The following is an 18,490-nucleotide window of genomic DNA, read 5'->3' as shown; positions in this document are numbered from 1 at the left end:
TGTCGACGTCCGCTTAACGGCGCGCGATCACGAAGCGATCGCGCTTCGTGAGATCGGGCAACGACTCGACCGCGCGGAAGCCCGCCGCCTTTAGCTGCGCCTCGAGCGCGGCGTGTTGCGCGATTCCGGTCTCGAGCCCGAGCAGGCCGCCTTCGCCCAAATAAGTGGGCGCCGTTTTCACGATTTGGGCGAGGTCCCGGAGCCCGTCCGCGCCCGCAGCCAAGGCAGAAACCGGCTCGAACCCCCGCACTTCCGGTGCGGTCGCCGCCGTCTCTTCCTCCGTGAGATAGGGCGGATTCGCCACGATGAGATCGAAGCGGGCAGCGGCGGGCAGCGCGGCGAACCAGTTCGATTTCAAAAAGCTCACCCGTTCCGCCAAGCCCGTCGCGACCGCGTTTTCGCCGGCGAGCGCCAGCGCCTCGTCGCTCGCGTCCACAGCGGTCACGTTTGCGGCGGGAAATTCCTTGGCCAGCGCGAGCGCAATCGCGCCCGTGCCCGTGCCCAGATCGAGGATGGTGGTCGGCGGGGTCGCGAGCCGCGCAACGATCAGCTCGATCAGCAGCTCTGTCTCCGGACGCGGGATCAGCGCGCGACGGTCAGTCCTCAACTTGAGGCCGTAAAACTCGGTTTCTCCGAGGATATACTGCAACGGCTCGCGCGCCGCGCGGCGCCGGACCAGCGGCCGGATTTTTTCGAGTTCGGCATCGGCCAGCGGACGCTCGAACTGCAGATAAAGCTGCATCCGCTGCAAACCGAGGCCCTGGCCCACCAGCAATTCGGCGTTCAAGCGCGGATTCTCCACCCCTTTGGTGCCAAGAAACTCCGTCGTCCGCTTGATGATTTCGAGAACGGTCAGCATCTCAGTCTTCGTCCGCCCGCGGCCCGCGAGCCACGGACCCCGGGAGCACGACGCCGGTGAGCGCCGCGAGTTTCTCCTCGTAATCGGCCTTCTGCAGCGCCGCCACGATCTCGTCGATGTCACCCTCAATCGCCTGCGGCAGATTGTAGAGCGTGAGACCGATGCGATGATCGGTGACGCGGTTCTGCGGGAAGTTGTAGGTGCGGATGCGCTCGCTGCGATCGCCGGAACCGATCTGACTGCGTCGCGTCGCCGCATACTTCGCGCGCTCCTCCTCCTCGCGCCGCTGCAGCAGGCGCGAACGCAGCACGGTCATCGCGCGGGCCTTGTTCTTGATCTGCGAACGCTCGTCGGCGCACGTGACGATCAGGCCCGTCGGCTTGTGCACGATCTGCACCGCGGAGTCGGTGGTGTTGACGCCCTGTCCGCCCGGTCCGCTCGCGCGGGTCACGGTAATTTCCAGATCCTGCGGATCGATCTGCACGTCGACCTCCTCCGCTTCCGGCAGCACGGCCACGGTCACGGTCGACGTGTGGATGCGGCCATTGGCCTCGGTGACGGGGATGCGTTGCACGCGGTGCACGCCGCTCTCGAACTTCAGCTCCTTGTAAACGTTGGTGCCGGTGATCAGGAAGATCACTTCCTTGTATCCACCCCGCTCCGACATGCTGCTGCTCATCGGCTGGATCTTCCACCCGCGGTTGTCCGCATAACGTGAATACATCCGGAACAGATCCGCGGCGAAGAGGCTCGCCTCGTCGCCGCCGGTGCCCGCCCGGATTTCCATCACCGTGTTGCGCGAGTCGGTCGGCTCCGGCGGAATCATCGCCAGCAGCACGGCCTCGCGCGCGCGTTCGATCCGCTGCTGCAACTCCGGCAGCTCGCCGGCGGCGAGCTCGCGCAGATCCGGATCCGCCGACGGATCCTTGCTCATGGCGAGGGATTCCGCGAGGTCGTGCTGGAGCCGGTTGAATTCGGCGTAATCGGCGACCAGCGTCTGCAGCTTTTGCTGTTCGCGCGAGATCTCCGCCGCGCGACGCGGATTGGAATAAAAGCTCGGTTCCGCCATCTGCGCGTCGAGTTCGTCGAGGCGGCGTTGGAACGGAGCGATGTCGGGAAGTTCGTCCATGAACGGGGAAACGGGCCGGTGGCGATTTGCGAATTGCGCGCGCCGCGAGGTGCGGCTTGGCTGCGCGCATCATTCGCCAGGCGAGTCCGCCTAGCAGTGCCGATCAGCCATGGCCACGACGCTTTTCACTCAGAACACCATCGCGTGCATTTGGGATTTCGACAAGACCTTAATCCCCGATTACATGCAGTCGCCGCTCTTCCGGCGCTATGGCATCGACGAGACAAACTTCTGGGAGGAAACGAACAAGCTCGCCGAGCACTACCGCTGTCGCGGCTATCATCTTTCGCCTGAGATCAGTTATCTCAACCACCTGCTGACCTACGTGCTCGCCGGCCCGCTCGCCGGTTTGAACAACAAGATCCTCGCCGATTGCGGAAAAGAAATCCGGTTTTATCCCGGCCTTCCGCACTTCCTCGATCGCGCGAAGCAGTTCGCTCGCGAACGTCCGGAATACGAGAAACACGACATCCGGCTCGAACATTACGTCGTGAGCACCGGCATCGCGCCGATGATCCGCGGCAGCGCCATCGCCAGCCACCTCGACGGCTTGTGGGCGTGCGAGTTCATCGAGAATCCGCTGCAGCCTGGCTTCCTCAAACAAAAGGAACTCTCGATCGAGGACACCGCCGCGATCGCCCAGATCGGGATGGTCATCGACAACACGACCAAGACCCGCGCGATCTTCGAAATCAACAAGGGCACGAACAAGAATCCGGCCATCGACGTGAATTCGAAGATGGCCGCCGAGGACCGCCGGATTCCGTTCCAGAACATGATCTACATCGCCGACGGTCCGAGCGATGTGCCGAGTTTCTCTGTCGTTAAAAGCGGCGGAGGGAAGGCCTACGCCGTCTACAACCCGGAAAAACCCGAGGAGTTCGAGCAGAACGACCGACTGCTGCAATCGGGCCGGATTCACGGTTATGGTCCCGCCGACTACACGGAAAAGAGCAGCACCTCGCAATGGCTGCGCATGCATATCCATCAGATCTGCGACCGGATCGTGACGGACCGCGAGGCCGCCGTCGCGCAAAAGGCCACGCGGCCGCCGCGGCATTTGAATCTCACCGCCGCAGAACTCGCCGCGCGTCGCACCTCGAACCTGCCCAAACAGTCTTCGTTCCTGGACGAAGGCTGAGTCTCTCGTTTTCAGAAATCGCTGCAGGCATGCGCCGCGCCGCTGCGACTTCGCGCGCCGATCTGCGCGCGGCATCTCCACCGAACCCGTCGGGGCAAAAAAAAGCGCGCCACTTTCGTGACGCGCTTTGAAAAAGATTCTCCCGAGATCAGCTCGCCGGGCTCACGGGCGGCAGATCGACCGGCGTCGTCGGCGGCGTGATCGGAGCCGACGCGGGCGGCTGAGTGGTGGTCGGTTGACTCGGCACGGTCACCGTGGGGGGATTGGCCGGGGGCGGAACATTGCCGGCTTCAGCCGCCGCGACCGCACCCGTGCGGGAGCCGTTGTTCACCGCCGCCGCCACGTCCGCCGGATTCGACACGACACCGAGGGAAGTCCCGGTCGCGGTGGCGGCCTGCGCGATCGCCGAGACCGCGGCCTGCGCCTGCGTCGCCGCTTGCGCCGCTGCAGCATTCACATCGCCGCCGCTCGCCTTGGCGGCCGCGACCGCTTCGGCAACCTGGGTTTCAACCGCCGCACGCGCCGCCGCCTGGGCGATCGCCGTGGTCTGGTTCGGGGCCGCGCGCACCGCCGCTTCCGTGATGGCGGCCGCGGCATTGGTGTTGCCCGCGGTGGCGGAGGTCGAGGAGGTCGCCGCCGCGATCGCCGTCGCCGCGAAGGCCGACGCCTGATTCGGCGCCGCCGCCGAGGCCGCATTCACCACCGCCGCCAAAACGGCCGTCGCGGTATCGGAACCGCCGGCGGCGCTCGTGTTGGCCGCGACATTGGCCGCCACCGCTTGCACGGTTTCGGCCAGCAATTGTTCAACGGTGAGGCCGGTTTGGCCCGACGCCGCGATCGCGGCTGCCAGGGTCGTCACCGTGGCCGAATCGTTCACCACGGCGCTGCCGACAGGCACGTCGACCGTCACGCCATTGCCGAGATTCACCGACACCGTGCCGCTCAGAGTCGCCACCGACGTGCCGGAAATGCTGACGGACACGCCATACACCGTGCCCCGCGCCGCTGCGACACCCTTCGGGGTGCGGACACCATAGCGATTGATCGCCTTGTTCTTCGGATCGAGCGTCGAGACAATGCTGCCTTTCTTGAGATCGAGCATCGCTTCCTGAGAGGCCACGACCCCGCCCTGCTGGTCCATCGCGAGCTTCTCGACGAGCACCGTCGACTCGCTCTCGATCGTCGCGACGACACCCGGCATGGTTTCGAGATAAACCTGCGCGCCGGCGTAAGTCTTGATCACCGCCCCTTCCGGAATCGCCATGTCAGGCGTCAATCGTTGGGCCGAAGACTGGCCGGGCAGCTGCACTTCCGCTGCGCCATTTACTTTGACGACCTTCGCATCGTGCGCCTGCGCTTGCGCCGCGAAGCTGAGCGCGCACGCGCAGAGGGCGAGAAAAGAGACGTATTGTTTTAGACGATTCATGTGGAGCTGGTCTGAATGGTGTTGGCCGAATCCGGTCCTATCGGGAAACGTCCGGGAATATTCACCGGGGAAACCCCAAGGCAATGCTTATTTACTTGCGGCTAGTGGGAAACGAGGCCCCGCAACGCATACACTTTCACCGGCTCGGCTTTGCCTTTGACCGGCACGACACCGCAGGGCGCGAGATGGAAACCGCTTCCGAGCAACGGCGGCAAGCTCTCCCCGACCAGAATCGAGGTATTCAGGTCCTTGTTCAGGCTCTCAAGGCGGGCGGCGAGATTCACGGCATCTCCGATCACCGCGAATTCCATGCGCCGCGGAGAACCGATGTTCCCGACCAGCACCACGCCATGATTCAACCCGATTCCCATTCGCAGCGGGGGTTTGTTGCGCTGCTGCCAGCCCTCATTCAACTGCGCGAGCGTCGTCTGCATCGCCAGGGCGGCACGCGCGGCTCGCTGCGCGTCCGCCTCCGGACCTTCGCTCTCCAAGTCACCCCACACGGCCATCACCGCATCGCCGATGAATTTGTGCAGCGTCCCCCTTTCACGATGGATGCACTCCACCATCGCCGCGAGGTATTCGTTCAACTGCTCGATCAACAATTCGTCGCGCGTCTGCTCGGTCAAACGCGTGAAATCGCGCAGATCGCTGAACAGGATCGTGACCGCCCGGCGCTCGCTCCCCACCGTCGCCCGCTCCGACCCCTCCTTCATCATCTTCGCGAGCAGTTCCGGGGCGAGATAGGTGCCGAACATTCGCTTCACCTGCTCCCGCGCGCGCTGTTCCCGCAGCACCCGGCGTCCGATCTCGACGAACTGCAGCGCGACAAACCCCAGGAGCGGCGCGGCCAGTGGGAGCCAGAGGCTGAACTTGATCCACGCGGCCAGCGCAGCCACGACGTAACAGACGCAAGCCAACACCCCGAAAGTTGCCAACAACCACACCGGACGGCGCGCGCCGATCACAACACCGGCGTAGCCGATCAAAAGGGCGCTGCCCCAGACCAGCCAGGGGTTTGCGCGGCTCGCATAATCGGACGCCAGCAGGTTGTTCACGAGATTGGCATGCACGAGCACGAGGGGCGCCGAAGGCGATCGCGCCGTCGGACCGACGTCCGCTTTCCCCGTCACCGTCTGGCCCAGAAACACGATGCCGCCCGCGAACTCCGGCAGCGGCGGATGCCCCGAGCGTTCGACATACGCTTCGTTCAGCCCCAGCAGCGCTCCGTAGTAGCTCAGGGTCGGAAAATCCGTCGTGTCCTCGTCCTGATCATAGCGATAGTTGAGGAGGAAGCGACCAGCGGCGGAAACCGGCACGCGTAGTTCGCCGCGCACCGCCGTCGGCAGGTAGATCGCATCGCCCAGACGCACGCGCACCTCCGCTGCCGGCACGTCGTAAAACGCCATCAGCGTCTGCAGCGCCAATGACGGATAGAGCTCGTCGCCGATCCGGACCACCAGCGGAATCTCGCGACGAATCCCGTCCGGCCCCGGCGGCGTATCCACAAATCCATACAGTCCGTTTTCCCGCAGCTCGCGAAACGGCCGCAGCGCCGAAGCGTCGCCCAACACGCGGCCAATGTCTCCGCGCACATCGCGCAAGGGTTGCGTCGGGCCGTCGTTAACCGCGCCCTCTTCGCCGGCCCCCTCGGGGTCGCTGACCGCACCGGTCACCACGCTCACGCCCGCGCGACCGGCGATGGCGGCCGCACGGCCCATCGCCTCGTCGCCGTCGCCTTCGCGACTCGCATCGAGAATGACGTCCCACGCGACCACCTTCGGCCTCGCCAGCGTCAGGAACTTGATCATGTCGCCATGCACGCCCCGGTCCGCCGGCCACGGCATCACTTCCATCTCGGTCGTATCCTCGTAGAGGATGATACTGATCCGCGGATCTGGCGGCGGCTGGAACGGCACCCGCATTTCCGTGCGCCAGTCCAGCGTGCGCCATTCGAGGCCCTGCACAAACTCCGTCCGGCCCAGCAGCCACGCCGCGCCGAGACAAAGGAGCGGAGACACGGGAAATCGCCGGACCAAACGAAGCGCTGGACTCTTCATCGTCGAGCCCACGCTGTCGGCCGCCGCGCCCGGAACCAAGCGCATTCCGGCGCCGAGCCTGTATCCGCACCGCGGGTGCGAGCGTCGGCCGGCCGCTACTCCGCCGTCGCCAGCCGCGTGCGCTCCCGATCCTTCACCAGATTCGTCACCCGTTGCGCATAATCGCGCGCCACCGCCGGCGCGCGGCCGCGAACGACGGCCGACAATCCGCTGTTCCACGCGAGCGCGATGTTGTAGCACGAAGGTTCCAGCCCGTTGCGAATCAAGCCCCGCCGGATCCATTCGTAATGGCGCACCGCCACGTCGTGCGCCGCATCCGTTTCCAGCGCATGGCGAAACGGCGAGGTCGAATGCATCCGCCAGGTGGAGACACGAAACTGATAGGGCCCCAGTTCTCCTCGCGGACCCGGCCGATCCGTATTCGTCGGATTCTCGACGGCCTGAATCGCCTCCAGCACATCCTGCCGCGGTGTCGCCGCGATCACCGGCGCCCCCGCCCCCAGCAGTATCCCAAGGACGAACACGGACCGCCACCGGGCGCACTGATTTCTGGTTTTCACGACGGGCCCCAGACCGGCACGACCTTCCTCAGGTTCAATCCCGATTGAAGATATTTTCCGGAAATGGGGGGAACTCCCACAGGCGTGCAGGCTGCACGAGACCGTGTTCGTTGCCGCTTTTCTCATTGCCCGCAACGGCCGGACTTGAGGAACGTGAACCTTCATCCGCAGAGCCGCTCTGCCTTTCGGAATGCTCCGCCTTCATCTTCCTCCCAATCTCGCCGCCGCCGCGCCGCGCGACGCCATCCCGCTGAAGGTCGATCTCGATCTCGCGCAGCCGCCGGCGCCCGAACTGTGGCCCGCTCTGGCGCTCCTGCAGCGCTGGTGCGGCACGCCCACGCCGCCGAAATTTCTGCAGCTGACGCGCGCGCAGCTCCGCGAACTTGTATCCGTTCTTTCGACACAGCCCGTCTTCGTCGAGGACGGGCGGCTCACGTCCTTTCGTCAGCACGTGCTCCTCGCGGAAAAGGCCCCGCCGCCCCCCGTCGCGTCGGCGCCGGCATCGCCCCGCCGACCCGCCGCCACCGGCACGCCGATGTCGGTCGACGGTTCCGAACATTTCCTCGCGATCGCGCTGCCGTCGCGCGAACACCCGTCCTACAGCGCCGCGCTCGAGCTCGTGAAGTCGCACGGCTTCGTGCTCGAGCCGTCCAACCGCAAATGGTGGCTGCGCGATCGGCACAAGACCCTGAACTTCCTCGCCGACCAGGGCCAGCGGCTGCGCGAGGAGTTCCATGCCACGTTCACGCCGAATTTCGAACGCAACACCGCCCGGGTGCAGTTCGCCGAGGTGGCGGCGGAAATCGTCGACCGCGACTCGGATTACGATCTCACGCTATCGCTGCGGGCCGGAGAGGCGACCGACGACACCGTCCGCTCCGCCGTCGCTTCCCGCCGCGGTTACGTCGAGGATCGCGGCCGGATCTTCCTGCTCGATCCCGGCAAACTGCAGCAGCTCGAAATGGTGCAGCGCGCGCTGGCCGGCAGCCCCGGCGTCGCGCTCGCCACTCGTCGCACCCAGCGTATTTCGCGCGCCCGCGTCGCCGAGACGCAGGACCTGCTCGAAGCTTTGTCGCCTTCGTTTCAACCGCCGGAGAGCTGGCGCGCGCGCACGGACGCCCTGCGACACCTCTCGCAGCTTCCCCCCGCCCCGATCCCGCGCGACCTCGACGTCGCGCTTCGCCCTTATCAACGCCTGGGCGTCGCGTGGCTCTGGCATCTGCACCGGCAGGAGCTCGGCGGCATCCTCGCGGACGAGATGGGTCTCGGCAAAACGCTGCAGGCGCTCGCCCTGTTGAGCGCCGTCGCGACCGAAACGCCGGCACGCGGTGGGCGCCGCCCTCATCTGGTGGTCACACCGGCGAGCCTGCTGGAGAACTGGCGCCGCGAAGCGGGTCGCTTCGCGCCCGGACTGAAGCTGTTCGTTCACCATGGCGACCGGCGGCTCGCGACGACGGGCGACGTCGCCGCGCACGACCTCGTCATCACGTCCTACGGCACGCTCACGCGCGACTGGGAGCTGTTCTCCAAGGTCGACTTCGCCTGTGTGATCGCCGACGAGGCCCAACACATCAAGAATCGCCGCTCGCAAAACGCCGCCGCCCTGCGCTCGCTCCGGGCGCGCAGCCGCTTCCTCCTCACCGGCACGCCGCTGGAGAACTCGCTCGACGACCTGCGCTCGCTTTTCGAATTCCTGCTGCCGGGCTACATCGACCGGCTGCCCGCCGGATTGCGTGCCGACGAGCGCGTGTGGTTCGACGACCGGCTGCGCGCGAAGGCGGCGCCCTACCTGCTGCGCCGCACGAAACAGGCGGTCGCGCCCGAGCTGCCCGAGAAACTCGAGCAGGTGCTCTGGTGCGAGCTCACGCCCGCGCAAGCGAGATTGTATCGCGAAACGCAGGAACGCACCGAGCGCGAGCTCTTCGACCTTCAGGCAGGCGGCGCGAGCGAGCAACGCCTGCGGCTCGCGATGCTCACCCAGCTGCTCCGGCTCCGCCAGATCTGCTGCGATCCGCGACTGGTGGCCGCACCCGGCAGCGTGGTCAGCGATGCCGCGGCGTTTGCCGACTCCGGGAAGCTCGAGGCGTTTCGCGAGTTGCTGGCCGAGGCGATCGACGACGGCCACCGGCTGCTCGTCTTTTCGCAATTCACCTCGCTGCTCGGACTTTTGCGGACGGAACTCGCCGCGCAGGAGATCGCGCACTGCTATCTCGATGGTTCCATGGCGCCCCGCGCCCGCCAGGCGGAAGTCGATCGTTTTCAAAGTTCGCCCGAGATTCCCCTCTTTCTCATTTCGCTGAAGGCGGGTGGCACGGGTCTCAACCTCACCGGCGCGGACACCGTCGTGCATTTCGACCCGTGGTGGAACCCCGCGGCCGAGGCGCAGGCGACGGATCGCGCGCACCGGATCGGCCAGACGCGCGTCGTCACGAGCTACAAGCTGATTGCCAGCGGCACGGTGGAGGAAAAGGTCCTCGCCCTCCAGGAGGAGAAACGCGCGCTGCTCGCCCATGTCTTCGAGGCGAGCGACGAGCTCTCCTCACGCCTCACGCTCGCCGATCTGCAGGCCCTTCTTCGCTAAAATCAGAGTAACAAACGCAACGACTTCCCCGCTGATTCGTCCTCACTTCCGTGCCCCGCATGCCCCTGCCCGTCGCGCTTCTTGGCTTCCGTTGCCGCCGGTTTTCATCTCCAGTGGCGGCGTGCGTCCGCGTCGCTGAGCCGCTTTCAACCCCGGTTTCGTTGCCCCTTTCTCCGTCATTCGTCTTCGCCCCATGAGTTCCGCCCTCTCCCGCCGCGATTTCCTCAAAGCCGCGTCTTTGGCTTCGGCCGCTCTCGCGTTTCCGCGCGTGCTCCGCGCCCAGCCCGGCCTGCCCCCCAGCAACCGGCTCAACGTGGCCCTGATCGGCAACGGTTTGATCTGCGGCAGCCATTTCGGCGGCCTGATCGGCCGCGACGATGTCCGCCTCGTGGCCGTCTGCGACGTGTTCCTGCCGAAGGCGCGCCGCATGGCCGAGCGTATCACCAAACATTACGGCCAGAATTCCACCAGCGGCACCTACCGCGGGGTCGGCGTGTATCAACATCACGAGGAGCTCCTGGCGCGGGACGATATCGACGTCGTCTTCGTCTGCACCCCCGATCACTGGCACGTCGGGATCGCGCACGACGCGATGGTCGCCGGGAAGGACGTGTATTGCGAAAAGCCGCTCTCGTTGACCGTGCGCGAAGGCCGCGCGCTGGTCTCCACCGCCCGCACCCACGGGCGGATCCTCCAGACCGGAACGCAACAACGCTCGGAGCGCGCCTTCCGCCGCGCCGCCGAGATCGTCCGCAACGGTCTCATCGGCGATCTGAAGGTTATCCGCACGCGCCTCGGTCACTTTCCCGCCGCCCCCAACGTCGGCGAACAACCCATCCCCGCCGAATTCGATTACGACCGCTGGCTCGGGCCGACGCCCTGGCGGCCCTACAACGAGGCGCGCGTCCGCGGTGACTACAGCGGCGGCTGGCGCTGCTTCACCGAATACGGCGGCCGGAAAAACGGGGATTGGGGCGCGCATCATTTTGACATCATTCAGTGGGCGCTCGGCATGGACGACTCCGGCCCGGTGGAATTCATCCCGCAGGGCTTCGAGGGCACGCCGTATCAGACTCACACCTACGCCAACGGCGTGCGCGTCGAACGCGTCGACGACACCGACCTGAAGGCGATGATCGAATTTCACGGCACCAAAGGCCACGTCTACGTCTCGCGGGAGGACTTCCTGGAAACCGACCCGCCCGAACTCGCCACACGCCCGCTCCGCGCCGGCGAAATCCACCTCTACGCCAGCGACAATCATCACAGCGACTTTTTCGAGTGCGTGCGCACGCGCCAGCGGCCGATCGCCGATGTCGAGATCGGTCATCGCAGCGCGACCGTCGGTCACCTCAATAACATCGCGGCCCGGCTCGCCCGCCCCATTCGCTGGGACCCGCTCCGCGAGGAGATCGTCGGCGATCCCGTCGCCAGCACCCTGCTCGACCGCCCTCGCCGCGCTCCCTACGGCACCCTCTGAACCCGCTTTCGCCGCCATGCTCGCCCAACTTTTCCGCCGGTCGCTTCCCCTCGCCTGCATCGCCGCCCTGCTGCTCACGGCGGCCTGCACCACGCCGCCGCGCCCGCGCGCGCCGGAATTGCCCGACCTCACCTATGAAGGCAGCCAGGCTCCGGTCGCCGCGCTCGACCGGCAGATCGCCGCCGCCGGCAACGACCGCGCCAAGCTCGCCGGCATCGCGAAAAACCTCACCCAGATCCTCAAGGATCCCAACACCACCTTCGCCGCCCGTCAGGCGATCTGCGAGCGACTCGCCTTTTTTCCAGCTGACAGCCTCCTCGTCGAGAACAACGCCCTCGTGTTCTTCGCGATGATGAACGACCCGCAGCAGGTGAATCTCGTGCGCCTCGCGCTCGAGCACGTGCCCAGCCCCGATATCGACGCCTTGTTCGTCCGCGCCCTCGAAGCGCCCGCGCCCGACACGCGGCTCGCCCTGGTCCAATCCGCGGGCAACCGTCGCATCGCCGGCGCCGTCGACCTCCTCGCCGCCGCGCTCAAGGAGTCCGATCCCGCCCTCGCCGACGCCGCCGCCACCGCGCTCGGCCAGATTGCGTCGCGCGAGGCGCTCGCCGCCCTCGAGTCCGCGCCCAACGCCCGTTCGTCCGCGGCGATCGAAGCCCGACTGCACATCGCGCACCTCGTCGGCGGCCGCGAGGCGTCACGCCTGTTCACCGAGATCGCCGATCTCAGCCCCGCGCCCGCCGAACTGCGCGCTGCCGGTCTGCTCGGTCTCGTCAGCGTCGAGCCCGTCGCCGCCCCCGAACGCATCACGCGGGCGCTCGCCAGCTCGGACCACACGCTCAAAGCCGTCCTCATCGAATCGCTCGCCACGCATCCGGCGGACGAACTCGTGCCCGCCATCGCACGCGAACTGCCGCAATGGGATCCGGCGACGCGCGCCGCAGTCATCCGCGCGCTCGCCCGCCGCGGCGACGCGCGCGCACGCCCCGCGATCGTCGCCGCCGTTGACGATGGCGACCTGGCGGTGCGCACCGCCGCGCTCTCTGCCCTCGGCCAGTTGCCCGGCGATGCGGACGTTGCACGTCTGCTCGCGGAACGCGCGGCGCAGGGCGACGCCGACACCGCGAAGCAGGCGCGCCAAAGCCTCGCCCGCCTGAACGGCCCGGGCGTGGCCGACGCCGTGATCGGCGGCGCGCGCGCCGGCGACCCGGCGCTGCGAGCGGAATTCGTCGCCGCCCTCGCTTCGCGCTACATGATCGAGCAGATCCCGTTGTTGCTTTCGCTGCGCGACGACCCCGACCGCGATGTCCGGCTCGTCGCCCTTTCCTCCCTCGCCGAAATCGCCCCCTTCGATGTGCAAGCCGCCGTGCTCGCCTGGGCGACCGATGCCAAGGACTCCGGCGAACAATCGCGCGCGCTCCGCACGCTCGTCGCGCTCACGCTGCGCAACCCCGACCTCGATGCGCGCGCGCGGCCGATCACGACGGCCATCGGGCAGCTGGAACCGTCGATCGCCGCCCGCATCCTGCCGGCCTTGCCCCGTCTGGGCGGAAGCGCCGCAGCCGAAGCGCTCGCGGACCTCGCGTTGCGCGCCGACGCTCCCCTTGCGTCGCCTGCGGTGGCGCAGCTGAGCCGCTGGACCGATCCCGCCGGGCTGCCAGCGCTGGTGCGTATCGTGGAGAAAACCTCCAGTGACTCCGTCCGCGAATCGGCGGGCAAGGCCGCCGCCGAATTCCTCGAGCGCAACCGGTCGCTTCCCTCCGCTCAACTGACGGCCGCCATCGACCGTCTGCTGGCGGCGGTGAGCACCGCCACGGTGCGGGCCCAGCTCGTCACCCTCCTGTCGCGCGCTTCGGACGACGAGGCGCTCGCGCTGGTGAAGAAGTTCCAGAAGGATCCGGCGTTGGCGAAGGAGGCCAACTACGCCCTCGCCGTCATCGAAGCGAATCGCGCCGGGGCGCCGAAAATCACCGGCGACAACCAGTGGCAGCTCAAAAACCTCCTCGACGGCAATCGAGACGCGAGCTGGAACACGTCGGCCGAAGCCGGCAAAGGCATCCAAATCGATTTTCTCAAATCCCGTCCGTTCCGCCGGGTGGTGCTGGATCAGGGCAGCCGTCCCGACAACTATCCCGAGCGTCTCCAGATCATCGTCACCGACCAACCCGAACATCCCGGCAAGCCGGCCGCGGAGGTCCCAGGCACGTCGGGGCAGACCGCCGCCGACCTGCCGCCACAGACCCACGGCCGCTATCTGATCATTCGCAACAGCGAGACGCGGCCGGACAGCTGGTGGACGATCGCCGAGCTGCTCGTCGACTGAGCCGGCGGCGGCTCAGGCGAGCGACCACGGGCCGCGCATCGCGCGGCCCCGCAGGCGGTCGGCGATCGGATCGTCGACGAATTTCTCCGCCACCGGATCCCATTGCACGGATCGGTCGAGCAGCATCGCGATGTTGCCGAGGTTGCAGATCGTCGTCGTGCGGTGCCCGATTTCCACGTCCGAGATCGGACGCTCGCGCGTGCGCATGCACTGCAGGAAGTTGTCGTGATGGTTCGTGCTCACCGGCAGCTTGAGCGTCCCCTGACGCGCGGCGACCTCGCGCAAGAGCGCGGGATCCGACGCGATGCTCTTTGAACGGGAAACATCGATCCAGCCGCGTTCGCCAAAAAAGCGCACGTTGCCGTCGAAGACTCCGTCGTAGCGCGTGCGACAGCGCAAGGTCACCCCCGACGCGTAGCGGCAGGTGAAATCGACCTTCGTCGCCGTGGTGAAAAGTCCCGTCGTCGGAAACTCGCCATGGCCCTCGACGCTGACCGGACCGGAATCGTCCATGCCGAGCGCCCATTGCGCGATGTCGATATAGTGCGCGCCCCAGTTCGTCACCTGGCCGGCGGCATAATCGCGAATGAACCGGAAGTTGTAGTGGCAGGCGTTGCGATGAAACGGCGCCCACGGGGCCGGCCCCAACCACAGATCCCAATCGAGCCCTTCGGGCACCGGTTCGGCCTTCCAGGTGCCCGCGACGAATTTGTTGTTCGCCGGAATCAGCACCTCGATGCGGTCCACCCGGCCGAGGCCGCCGTTGCGGATGAATTCCGCGGTGTCGTGAAACCGCTTCGACGAGCGCTGCTGCGTGCCGGTCTGGACCACGCGTCCGTGCTTGCGGGCTGCGTTTACCAGCGCCCGGCCTTCCTCGATCGTGAGCGTCAACGGCTTTTCCACATAGGCATCTTTGCCGCGGCGGATCGCCTCGATCGCCGCCAGCGCGTGCCAGTTGTCCGGCGTGCAAACCCACACCGCGTCGACATCGGGTCGGGCCGCGAGCTCGCGGAAATCAGGGTGCCGCGCGCAGCGTCCGCTGCCATAGAACGCGTCGATCTTCGCGGCGGCGGCGTCCCGTCGGAAGCGGTCAACGTCGCACACCGCCACGATCCGGACGTCCGGAAACCCGAGCAGCGTATCGATGTGTCCTTGCGCAATTCCGCCCGTGCCAATGAAGCCGACGCGGATCTGGTTGCTTGGCGCCGTCTGCCCGCGCAGGCGCGCCGGCAGGATCAACGGCAAGGCGAGCGCCGCGCCGGTGAGCGCGGATCGTTTCACGAATTCGCGCCGGGTCACGCCCGCGGTCCGGGCGGGCGATGGCGTTACCGCAGGCTGAAAGGAGTTTTCCATGGTCATGATTGCGCCACCAAAGCTTCCACCGCGCGCTCGGCCGCGGCGCGCACCTCCCGATTTTCGTTTTCGTCCAGTGCGAGGGCCGTCAACGCCTCGATCGCACCCTGGTCGCGGCGGCGGGCGATGCTGCCGATCAATCCGCATTTCGCCGCGCCCCGAAGCTGCGGCAGGGCATCCCGATAAGCGGCATCGACCGCGGCATCGTCGATTGAATCGAGGGCGATCCGGGCGGCGTGCGACGCGTCTTCCTGGACCAGGAGATCGCGCACGGCCGCCACGCACGCCGGCGAGCCGATCAAGCCGAGCATCCGACAGAGGAACAGCTGCCCGGCCGCCGTGATGCGCGGCTGCTGCAGCGCAGCGATCAATTTGCGTTCCAGTTCGGGCCGCTGCGCGGGCTCCGCGTTCATGACCATGCGTTCGATGGTCGTGGCGAAGCTGCGGTCGCCGTCAGACTGCAGACGAGCGACTTCCTGCCAGGGGCTGGGAGTAGTCGTGAACCAGTCTTCGCGGTTGGCCGGACGCTGGCCGGCCGGGGAGGGCAAATCATCGTTGTCCATCAGGGTAAAGGGGTGGTGCGGCGAGGAACCGCCCCTCCAAACAAACAGTCCCACCGGCCGGCGCACGAAAAATCTCTTCCTTTGCGCCGGAAGGTCGTGAAGTCGCTCTGCCAGGAATCAACGTTGACGCTAATGTTGACGCGTTTCCGCTCTCCAGACTGGACCTCGGTGCCTCCGCGCGCATCGTTTTTCAGCTCGGTCCGCTTCACCCCTCCCCATTTCGCTGCCGTTCCCAATGAACTCCCGATCGCTTCCAAGCCATGCCTTGGCCCGCGGATCGCGCGCTCGCGAGCAGCGCCGGCGGGAGAACGCGCCTGTGGCTTTTTCGCCCGCTCACGTTTGCGACTTTGCACCTCAACTCCACTGAACTAGATCCCAAAAACCATGAGTGACCTACCTCCCGTCCCCGCCCGTCGCTACGAGTATACCGCGGCTTTCCTGCTGCTGCGGCTGTTTCTCGGGCTGCGCACCGTTTTGGCCGGTCTCGAAAAATTCGAGTCGAACGGCAGCTATTCGCTGGCGAACTACGCGCAGAACATGGGCCGGATGGCCAGCGGCATCACGGGGGCGTCGTTTCTCCCGCTCTGGGCCACGAAGCCGTTCGCGATGACGCTGGGCTACGTGCTCACCATCGTGGGCCTCATGCTCCTGCTTGGTTTGAAGACCCGCCTCTCGCTCGTCCTCACCGGTCTCGTTTACATTGCGCTCTCGTTCGGCCTCATGGCCGTGCAGGAAGCCGAAGGCATCGCGTGGCTCGCGATCCATGTCGGCCTGATCGCCGGCGCCCTGGTCCTGGTTCGCCATGACCGTTTCGCCGTCTGGCCCGACAAGCACGATTGATCGAGGAGCGTCCAATGCCCGAAACTTCCTCCCCTCTCAGCCGCCGCGACTTCATCGTCGGCGGCGCCAAACTTGGCGCCGCGCTCCTGGCGGCCCCCTACATCGCCCGCGCCCAAGGCTCCGCCGGCACCGGCGCGCAACCTCTCAACGTCGCCCTCATCGGTTGCGGCGAACAGGGCCGCGTCCTGCTCAATGCCGCGCTCAAGATTCCCGATATCCGTTTCCAGGCCGTCTGCGATATCTGGGACTACAACCGCACCTACGGCGAACGCCTGCTGAAAAAATTCGGGCACGATCCGAAGCCGTTCGAGGATTACCGCGAGTTGCTCTCGAGCGTCCCCGATCTCGACGCCGTCATCGTCGCCACGCCGGACTTCGTGCACGCCGAGCACACGAACGCCGCCCTGCGCGCCGGCAAGCACGTGTATTGCGAGAAGCTGATGTCCAACACCGTCGAGGGCGCCCGCTCGATGGTGCAGACCGCGCGCGAGACCAAGAAGCTCCTGCAGGTCGGCCACCAGCGTCGCAGCAATCCGCGCTACCTGCACGCGCTCAATCACGTGGTGCACGACGCCCGGCTGCTCGGCCGGCTCACCAACGCCGCCGGCCAGTGGAACCGCGCCGTCACCCCCGATCTCGGCTTCCCCGCCAAGTTCGCGATTCCCGAGGCGAAGCTCCACCAATACGGCTACACGAACATGCACGAGTTCCGGAATTGGCGCTGGTTCAAACGCTACGCCGGCGGCCCGATCTCGGACCTCGGCGCGCACCAGATCGACATCTTCAACTGGTTCCTCGGCGCCAACCCGGGCTCCGTCCTCGCCGGCGGCGGCGTCGATTACTACACGACGCACGAATGGTATGACAACGTCACCGCGATCTACGAGTTCCCCACGGAGACCGGCACCATTCGCGCGGTTTACGGCGTCCTTACCACGACGAGCGCCGGCGGCGGCTACCATGAATATTTCATGGGCGACGAGGGCGCGCTGAAGATGTCCGAGAATCCCAAATACACGAAGCTCTACCGCGAAGCCCGCGCCCCCGAATGGGACCAGTGGGTCGACAAGGGCATCGTCTCCCGCCCGACCTCCGGCGAAGGTGCGCCGCCGCCGGTGAAGCCGTGGGAAAAGCCCCGCAAGAAACTCGCCGGCCCGTCGAAGGCGTCCGTGGTCGACGTCCGCGAAACCGCGGAGCTCTCCGCGTGGGATATCCCGGTCACGCTGGACAAGGCGATTCACCAACCGCACCTCGAGAACTTCTTCGACGCGATCCGCGGCACCACGAAGCTCAACTGCCCCGCGGAAAGCGCCTTCGCCACCGCCGTCACGGTTCTCAAGGTCAACGAAGCCGTCGCCGCGCAAACCATGCTGAAGTTTGCACCCGGCGATTTTGTCGCCTAAATCCTGGTGGCGGCGCCTTTCGCCCGCCACCGTTTCTCCCGGCGTCGCCGGGCAATTCAACCTCGCTTTTACCATGCTCAGACCCCTCGTCTCCCTCCTCCTCGTTTCTGCCGCCCTGGCTGGTTTGGCCCGGGCCGAAGACAAAGTTCCGCTTAAATTGGAGCTGCCCCGCCCGCTCTTCGTCGGCACGCCGCGCCCGATCAAACTCGCCAATCTGGAGCAACCGCGCAGCGGCCGCCGCCCCGACTTCATGGTGCCCGCCGGCACGGAGAATCTCTCCAAGGGCAAGGAAGTCACCAGCAGCGATTCGTTCCCCGTGATCGGCGATCTCTCCTACGTCACCGATGGCGACAAGTCCGGCACCGAGGGCAGCTACGTCGAACTCGGGCCCGGCGTCCAATGGGTGCAGATCGACCTCGGCGCGTCCGCCAAGATCGCGGCGATCGTCGCCTGGCACTTTCACTCGCAGGCTCGCGCCTATCACGACGTGATCGTCCAGATCTCCGACGACGCGGATTTCAAGACCGGCGTCACCACCGTTTATAACAACGACGACAACAACTCGGCCGGCCTCGGCACCGGCTCCGATCCGGCCTACATCGAAACCTACGAGGGCCGCATCTTCGATGCCCGGAACACCAAAGGTCGCTATGTCCGCCTCTACAGCAACGGCAACACCTCGGACGAGCTGAACCACTATATCGAAGTCGAGGTTTACGGCCAGCCGGCCAAATAATCTCCGCGGATTCGCGTCCGACAGTTTCTTCTTCCC

Annotated in this window: 14 protein-coding genes; 7 read left to right on the top strand and 7 right to left on the bottom strand. The window is 66.4% G+C overall.

Features of this window, described 5'->3' with window-relative positions:
- Positions 1-13: 13 nt before the first annotated feature.
- Positions 14-859: a peptide chain release factor N(5)-glutamine methyltransferase gene (gene prmC / locus AC6RV7_RS09710; protein ID WP_500093772.1), complete on the bottom strand. Its 846-nt coding sequence runs from the start codon at positions 857-859 to the stop codon at positions 14-16.
- Between the two features lies 1 nt (position 860).
- Positions 861-1,988 (bottom strand): peptide chain release factor 1, encoded by a 1,128-nt coding sequence (gene prfA / locus AC6RV7_RS09705; protein WP_500093771.1) that lies wholly within the window; start codon positions 1,986-1,988, stop codon positions 861-863.
- Positions 1,989-2,097: 109 nt separating this feature from the next.
- Between prfA and AC6RV7_RS09700 the strand changes: the two genes are divergently transcribed.
- Positions 2,098-3,129 carry a haloacid dehalogenase-like hydrolase gene (locus tag AC6RV7_RS09700; protein WP_500093770.1) on the top strand — a complete coding sequence of 344 codons (1,032 nt, stop codon included), beginning with the start codon at positions 2,098-2,100 and terminating at the stop codon, positions 3,127-3,129.
- Positions 3,130-3,277: 148 nt separating this feature from the next.
- On the opposite strand, the gene AC6RV7_RS09695 is transcribed toward AC6RV7_RS09700, so the two are convergent.
- The 3 genes from AC6RV7_RS09695 to AC6RV7_RS09685 form a co-directional block, all read right to left on the bottom strand.
- Entirely contained in the window at positions 3,278-4,555 is a 1,278-nt protein-coding gene (locus AC6RV7_RS09695; RefSeq protein ID WP_500093769.1) for a FecR family protein, read from the bottom strand.
- 101 nt (positions 4,556-4,656) lie between these two features.
- Complete coding sequence (locus AC6RV7_RS09690; protein WP_500093768.1) at positions 4,657-6,576, bottom strand: CHASE2 domain-containing protein; 1,920 nt, start codon at positions 6,574-6,576, stop codon at positions 4,657-4,659.
- A 134-nt stretch (positions 6,577-6,710) separates the two neighbouring features.
- On the bottom strand, positions 6,711-7,175 hold the full coding sequence (locus AC6RV7_RS09685; protein WP_500093767.1) for a hypothetical protein: 465 nt from the start codon (positions 7,173-7,175) through the stop codon (positions 6,711-6,713).
- A gap of 190 nt (positions 7,176-7,365) precedes the next feature.
- Here AC6RV7_RS09685 and AC6RV7_RS09680 point away from each other — a divergent pair, with 190 nt between their 5' ends.
- The 3 genes from AC6RV7_RS09680 to AC6RV7_RS09670 all read left to right on the top strand — a co-directional run bounded on the left by AC6RV7_RS09680 (position 7,366) and on the right by AC6RV7_RS09670 (position 13,559).
- On the top strand, positions 7,366-9,756 hold the full coding sequence (locus tag AC6RV7_RS09680) for a DEAD/DEAH box helicase (protein WP_500093766.1): 2,391 nt from the start codon (positions 7,366-7,368) through the stop codon (positions 9,754-9,756).
- Between the two features lie 193 nt (positions 9,757-9,949).
- Positions 9,950-11,236: a Gfo/Idh/MocA family protein gene (locus tag AC6RV7_RS09675; RefSeq protein ID WP_500093765.1), complete on the top strand. Its 1,287-nt coding sequence runs from the start codon at positions 9,950-9,952 to the stop codon at positions 11,234-11,236.
- A gap of 16 nt (positions 11,237-11,252) precedes the next feature.
- On the top strand, positions 11,253-13,559 hold the full coding sequence (locus AC6RV7_RS09670) for a HEAT repeat domain-containing protein (protein WP_500093764.1): 2,307 nt from the start codon (positions 11,253-11,255) through the stop codon (positions 13,557-13,559).
- Positions 13,560-13,571: 12 nt separating this feature from the next.
- Here the strand turns inward: AC6RV7_RS09670 and AC6RV7_RS09665 are convergent, their stop codons facing one another.
- Positions 13,572-14,912 carry a Gfo/Idh/MocA family protein gene (locus AC6RV7_RS09665; RefSeq protein ID WP_500093763.1) on the bottom strand — a complete coding sequence of 447 codons (1,341 nt, stop codon included), beginning with the start codon at positions 14,910-14,912 and terminating at the stop codon, positions 13,572-13,574.
- 2 nt (positions 14,913-14,914) lie between these two features.
- A complete protein-coding gene (locus AC6RV7_RS09660) occupies positions 14,915-15,541 on the bottom strand; it encodes a hypothetical protein (protein ID WP_500093762.1) in 627 nt (208 codons plus the stop codon).
- Between the two features lie 318 nt (positions 15,542-15,859).
- On the opposite strand from AC6RV7_RS09660, the gene AC6RV7_RS09655 reads away from it, so the two are divergent.
- From AC6RV7_RS09655 to AC6RV7_RS09645, 3 genes are all read left to right on the top strand, one after another.
- Positions 15,860-16,315 (top strand): DoxX family membrane protein, encoded by a 456-nt coding sequence (locus tag AC6RV7_RS09655; protein ID WP_500093761.1) that lies wholly within the window; start codon positions 15,860-15,862, stop codon positions 16,313-16,315.
- Between the two features lie 14 nt (positions 16,316-16,329).
- Positions 16,330-17,718 carry a Gfo/Idh/MocA family protein gene (locus AC6RV7_RS09650; protein ID WP_500093760.1) on the top strand — a complete coding sequence of 463 codons (1,389 nt, stop codon included), beginning with the start codon at positions 16,330-16,332 and terminating at the stop codon, positions 17,716-17,718.
- Between the two features lie 73 nt (positions 17,719-17,791).
- Positions 17,792-18,454, top strand: a complete 663-nt coding sequence (locus AC6RV7_RS09645; protein ID WP_500093759.1) for a discoidin domain-containing protein — start codon at positions 17,792-17,794, stop codon at positions 18,452-18,454.
- Positions 18,455-18,490 lie beyond the last annotated feature (36 nt).

It is taken from the genome of Opitutus sp. sgz309028, assembly GCF_059821195.1.
Note: the sequence above shows the minus strand (reverse complement) of the source record. Positions and strands in the feature narration are given on the sequence as shown.

Excerpts from the sequence above, each read along its gene's own strand:
- prmC (WP_500093772.1), bottom strand. The coding sequence starts at position 859 with ATGCTGACCGTTCTCGAAATCATCAAGCGGACGACGGAGTTTCTTGGC.
- prfA (WP_500093771.1), bottom strand. The coding sequence starts at position 1,988 with ATGGACGAACTTCCCGACATCGCTCCGTTCCAACGCCGCCTCGACGAA.
- AC6RV7_RS09700 (WP_500093770.1), top strand. The coding sequence starts at position 2,098 with ATGGCCACGACGCTTTTCACTCAGAACACCATCGCGTGCATTTGGGAT.
- AC6RV7_RS09695 (WP_500093769.1), bottom strand. The coding sequence starts at position 4,555 with ATGAATCGTCTAAAACAATACGTCTCTTTTCTCGCCCTCTGCGCGTGC.
- AC6RV7_RS09680 (WP_500093766.1), top strand. The coding sequence starts at position 7,366 with ATGCTCCGCCTTCATCTTCCTCCCAATCTCGCCGCCGCCGCGCCGCGC.
- AC6RV7_RS09675 (WP_500093765.1), top strand. The coding sequence starts at position 9,950 with ATGAGTTCCGCCCTCTCCCGCCGCGATTTCCTCAAAGCCGCGTCTTTG.
- AC6RV7_RS09670 (WP_500093764.1), top strand. The coding sequence starts at position 11,253 with ATGCTCGCCCAACTTTTCCGCCGGTCGCTTCCCCTCGCCTGCATCGCC.
- AC6RV7_RS09665 (WP_500093763.1), bottom strand. The coding sequence starts at position 14,912 with ATGGAAAACTCCTTTCAGCCTGCGGTAACGCCATCGCCCGCCCGGACC.
- AC6RV7_RS09655 (WP_500093761.1), top strand. The coding sequence starts at position 15,860 with ATGAGTGACCTACCTCCCGTCCCCGCCCGTCGCTACGAGTATACCGCG.
- AC6RV7_RS09650 (WP_500093760.1), top strand. The coding sequence starts at position 16,330 with ATGCCCGAAACTTCCTCCCCTCTCAGCCGCCGCGACTTCATCGTCGGC.
- AC6RV7_RS09645 (WP_500093759.1), top strand. The coding sequence starts at position 17,792 with ATGCTCAGACCCCTCGTCTCCCTCCTCCTCGTTTCTGCCGCCCTGGCT.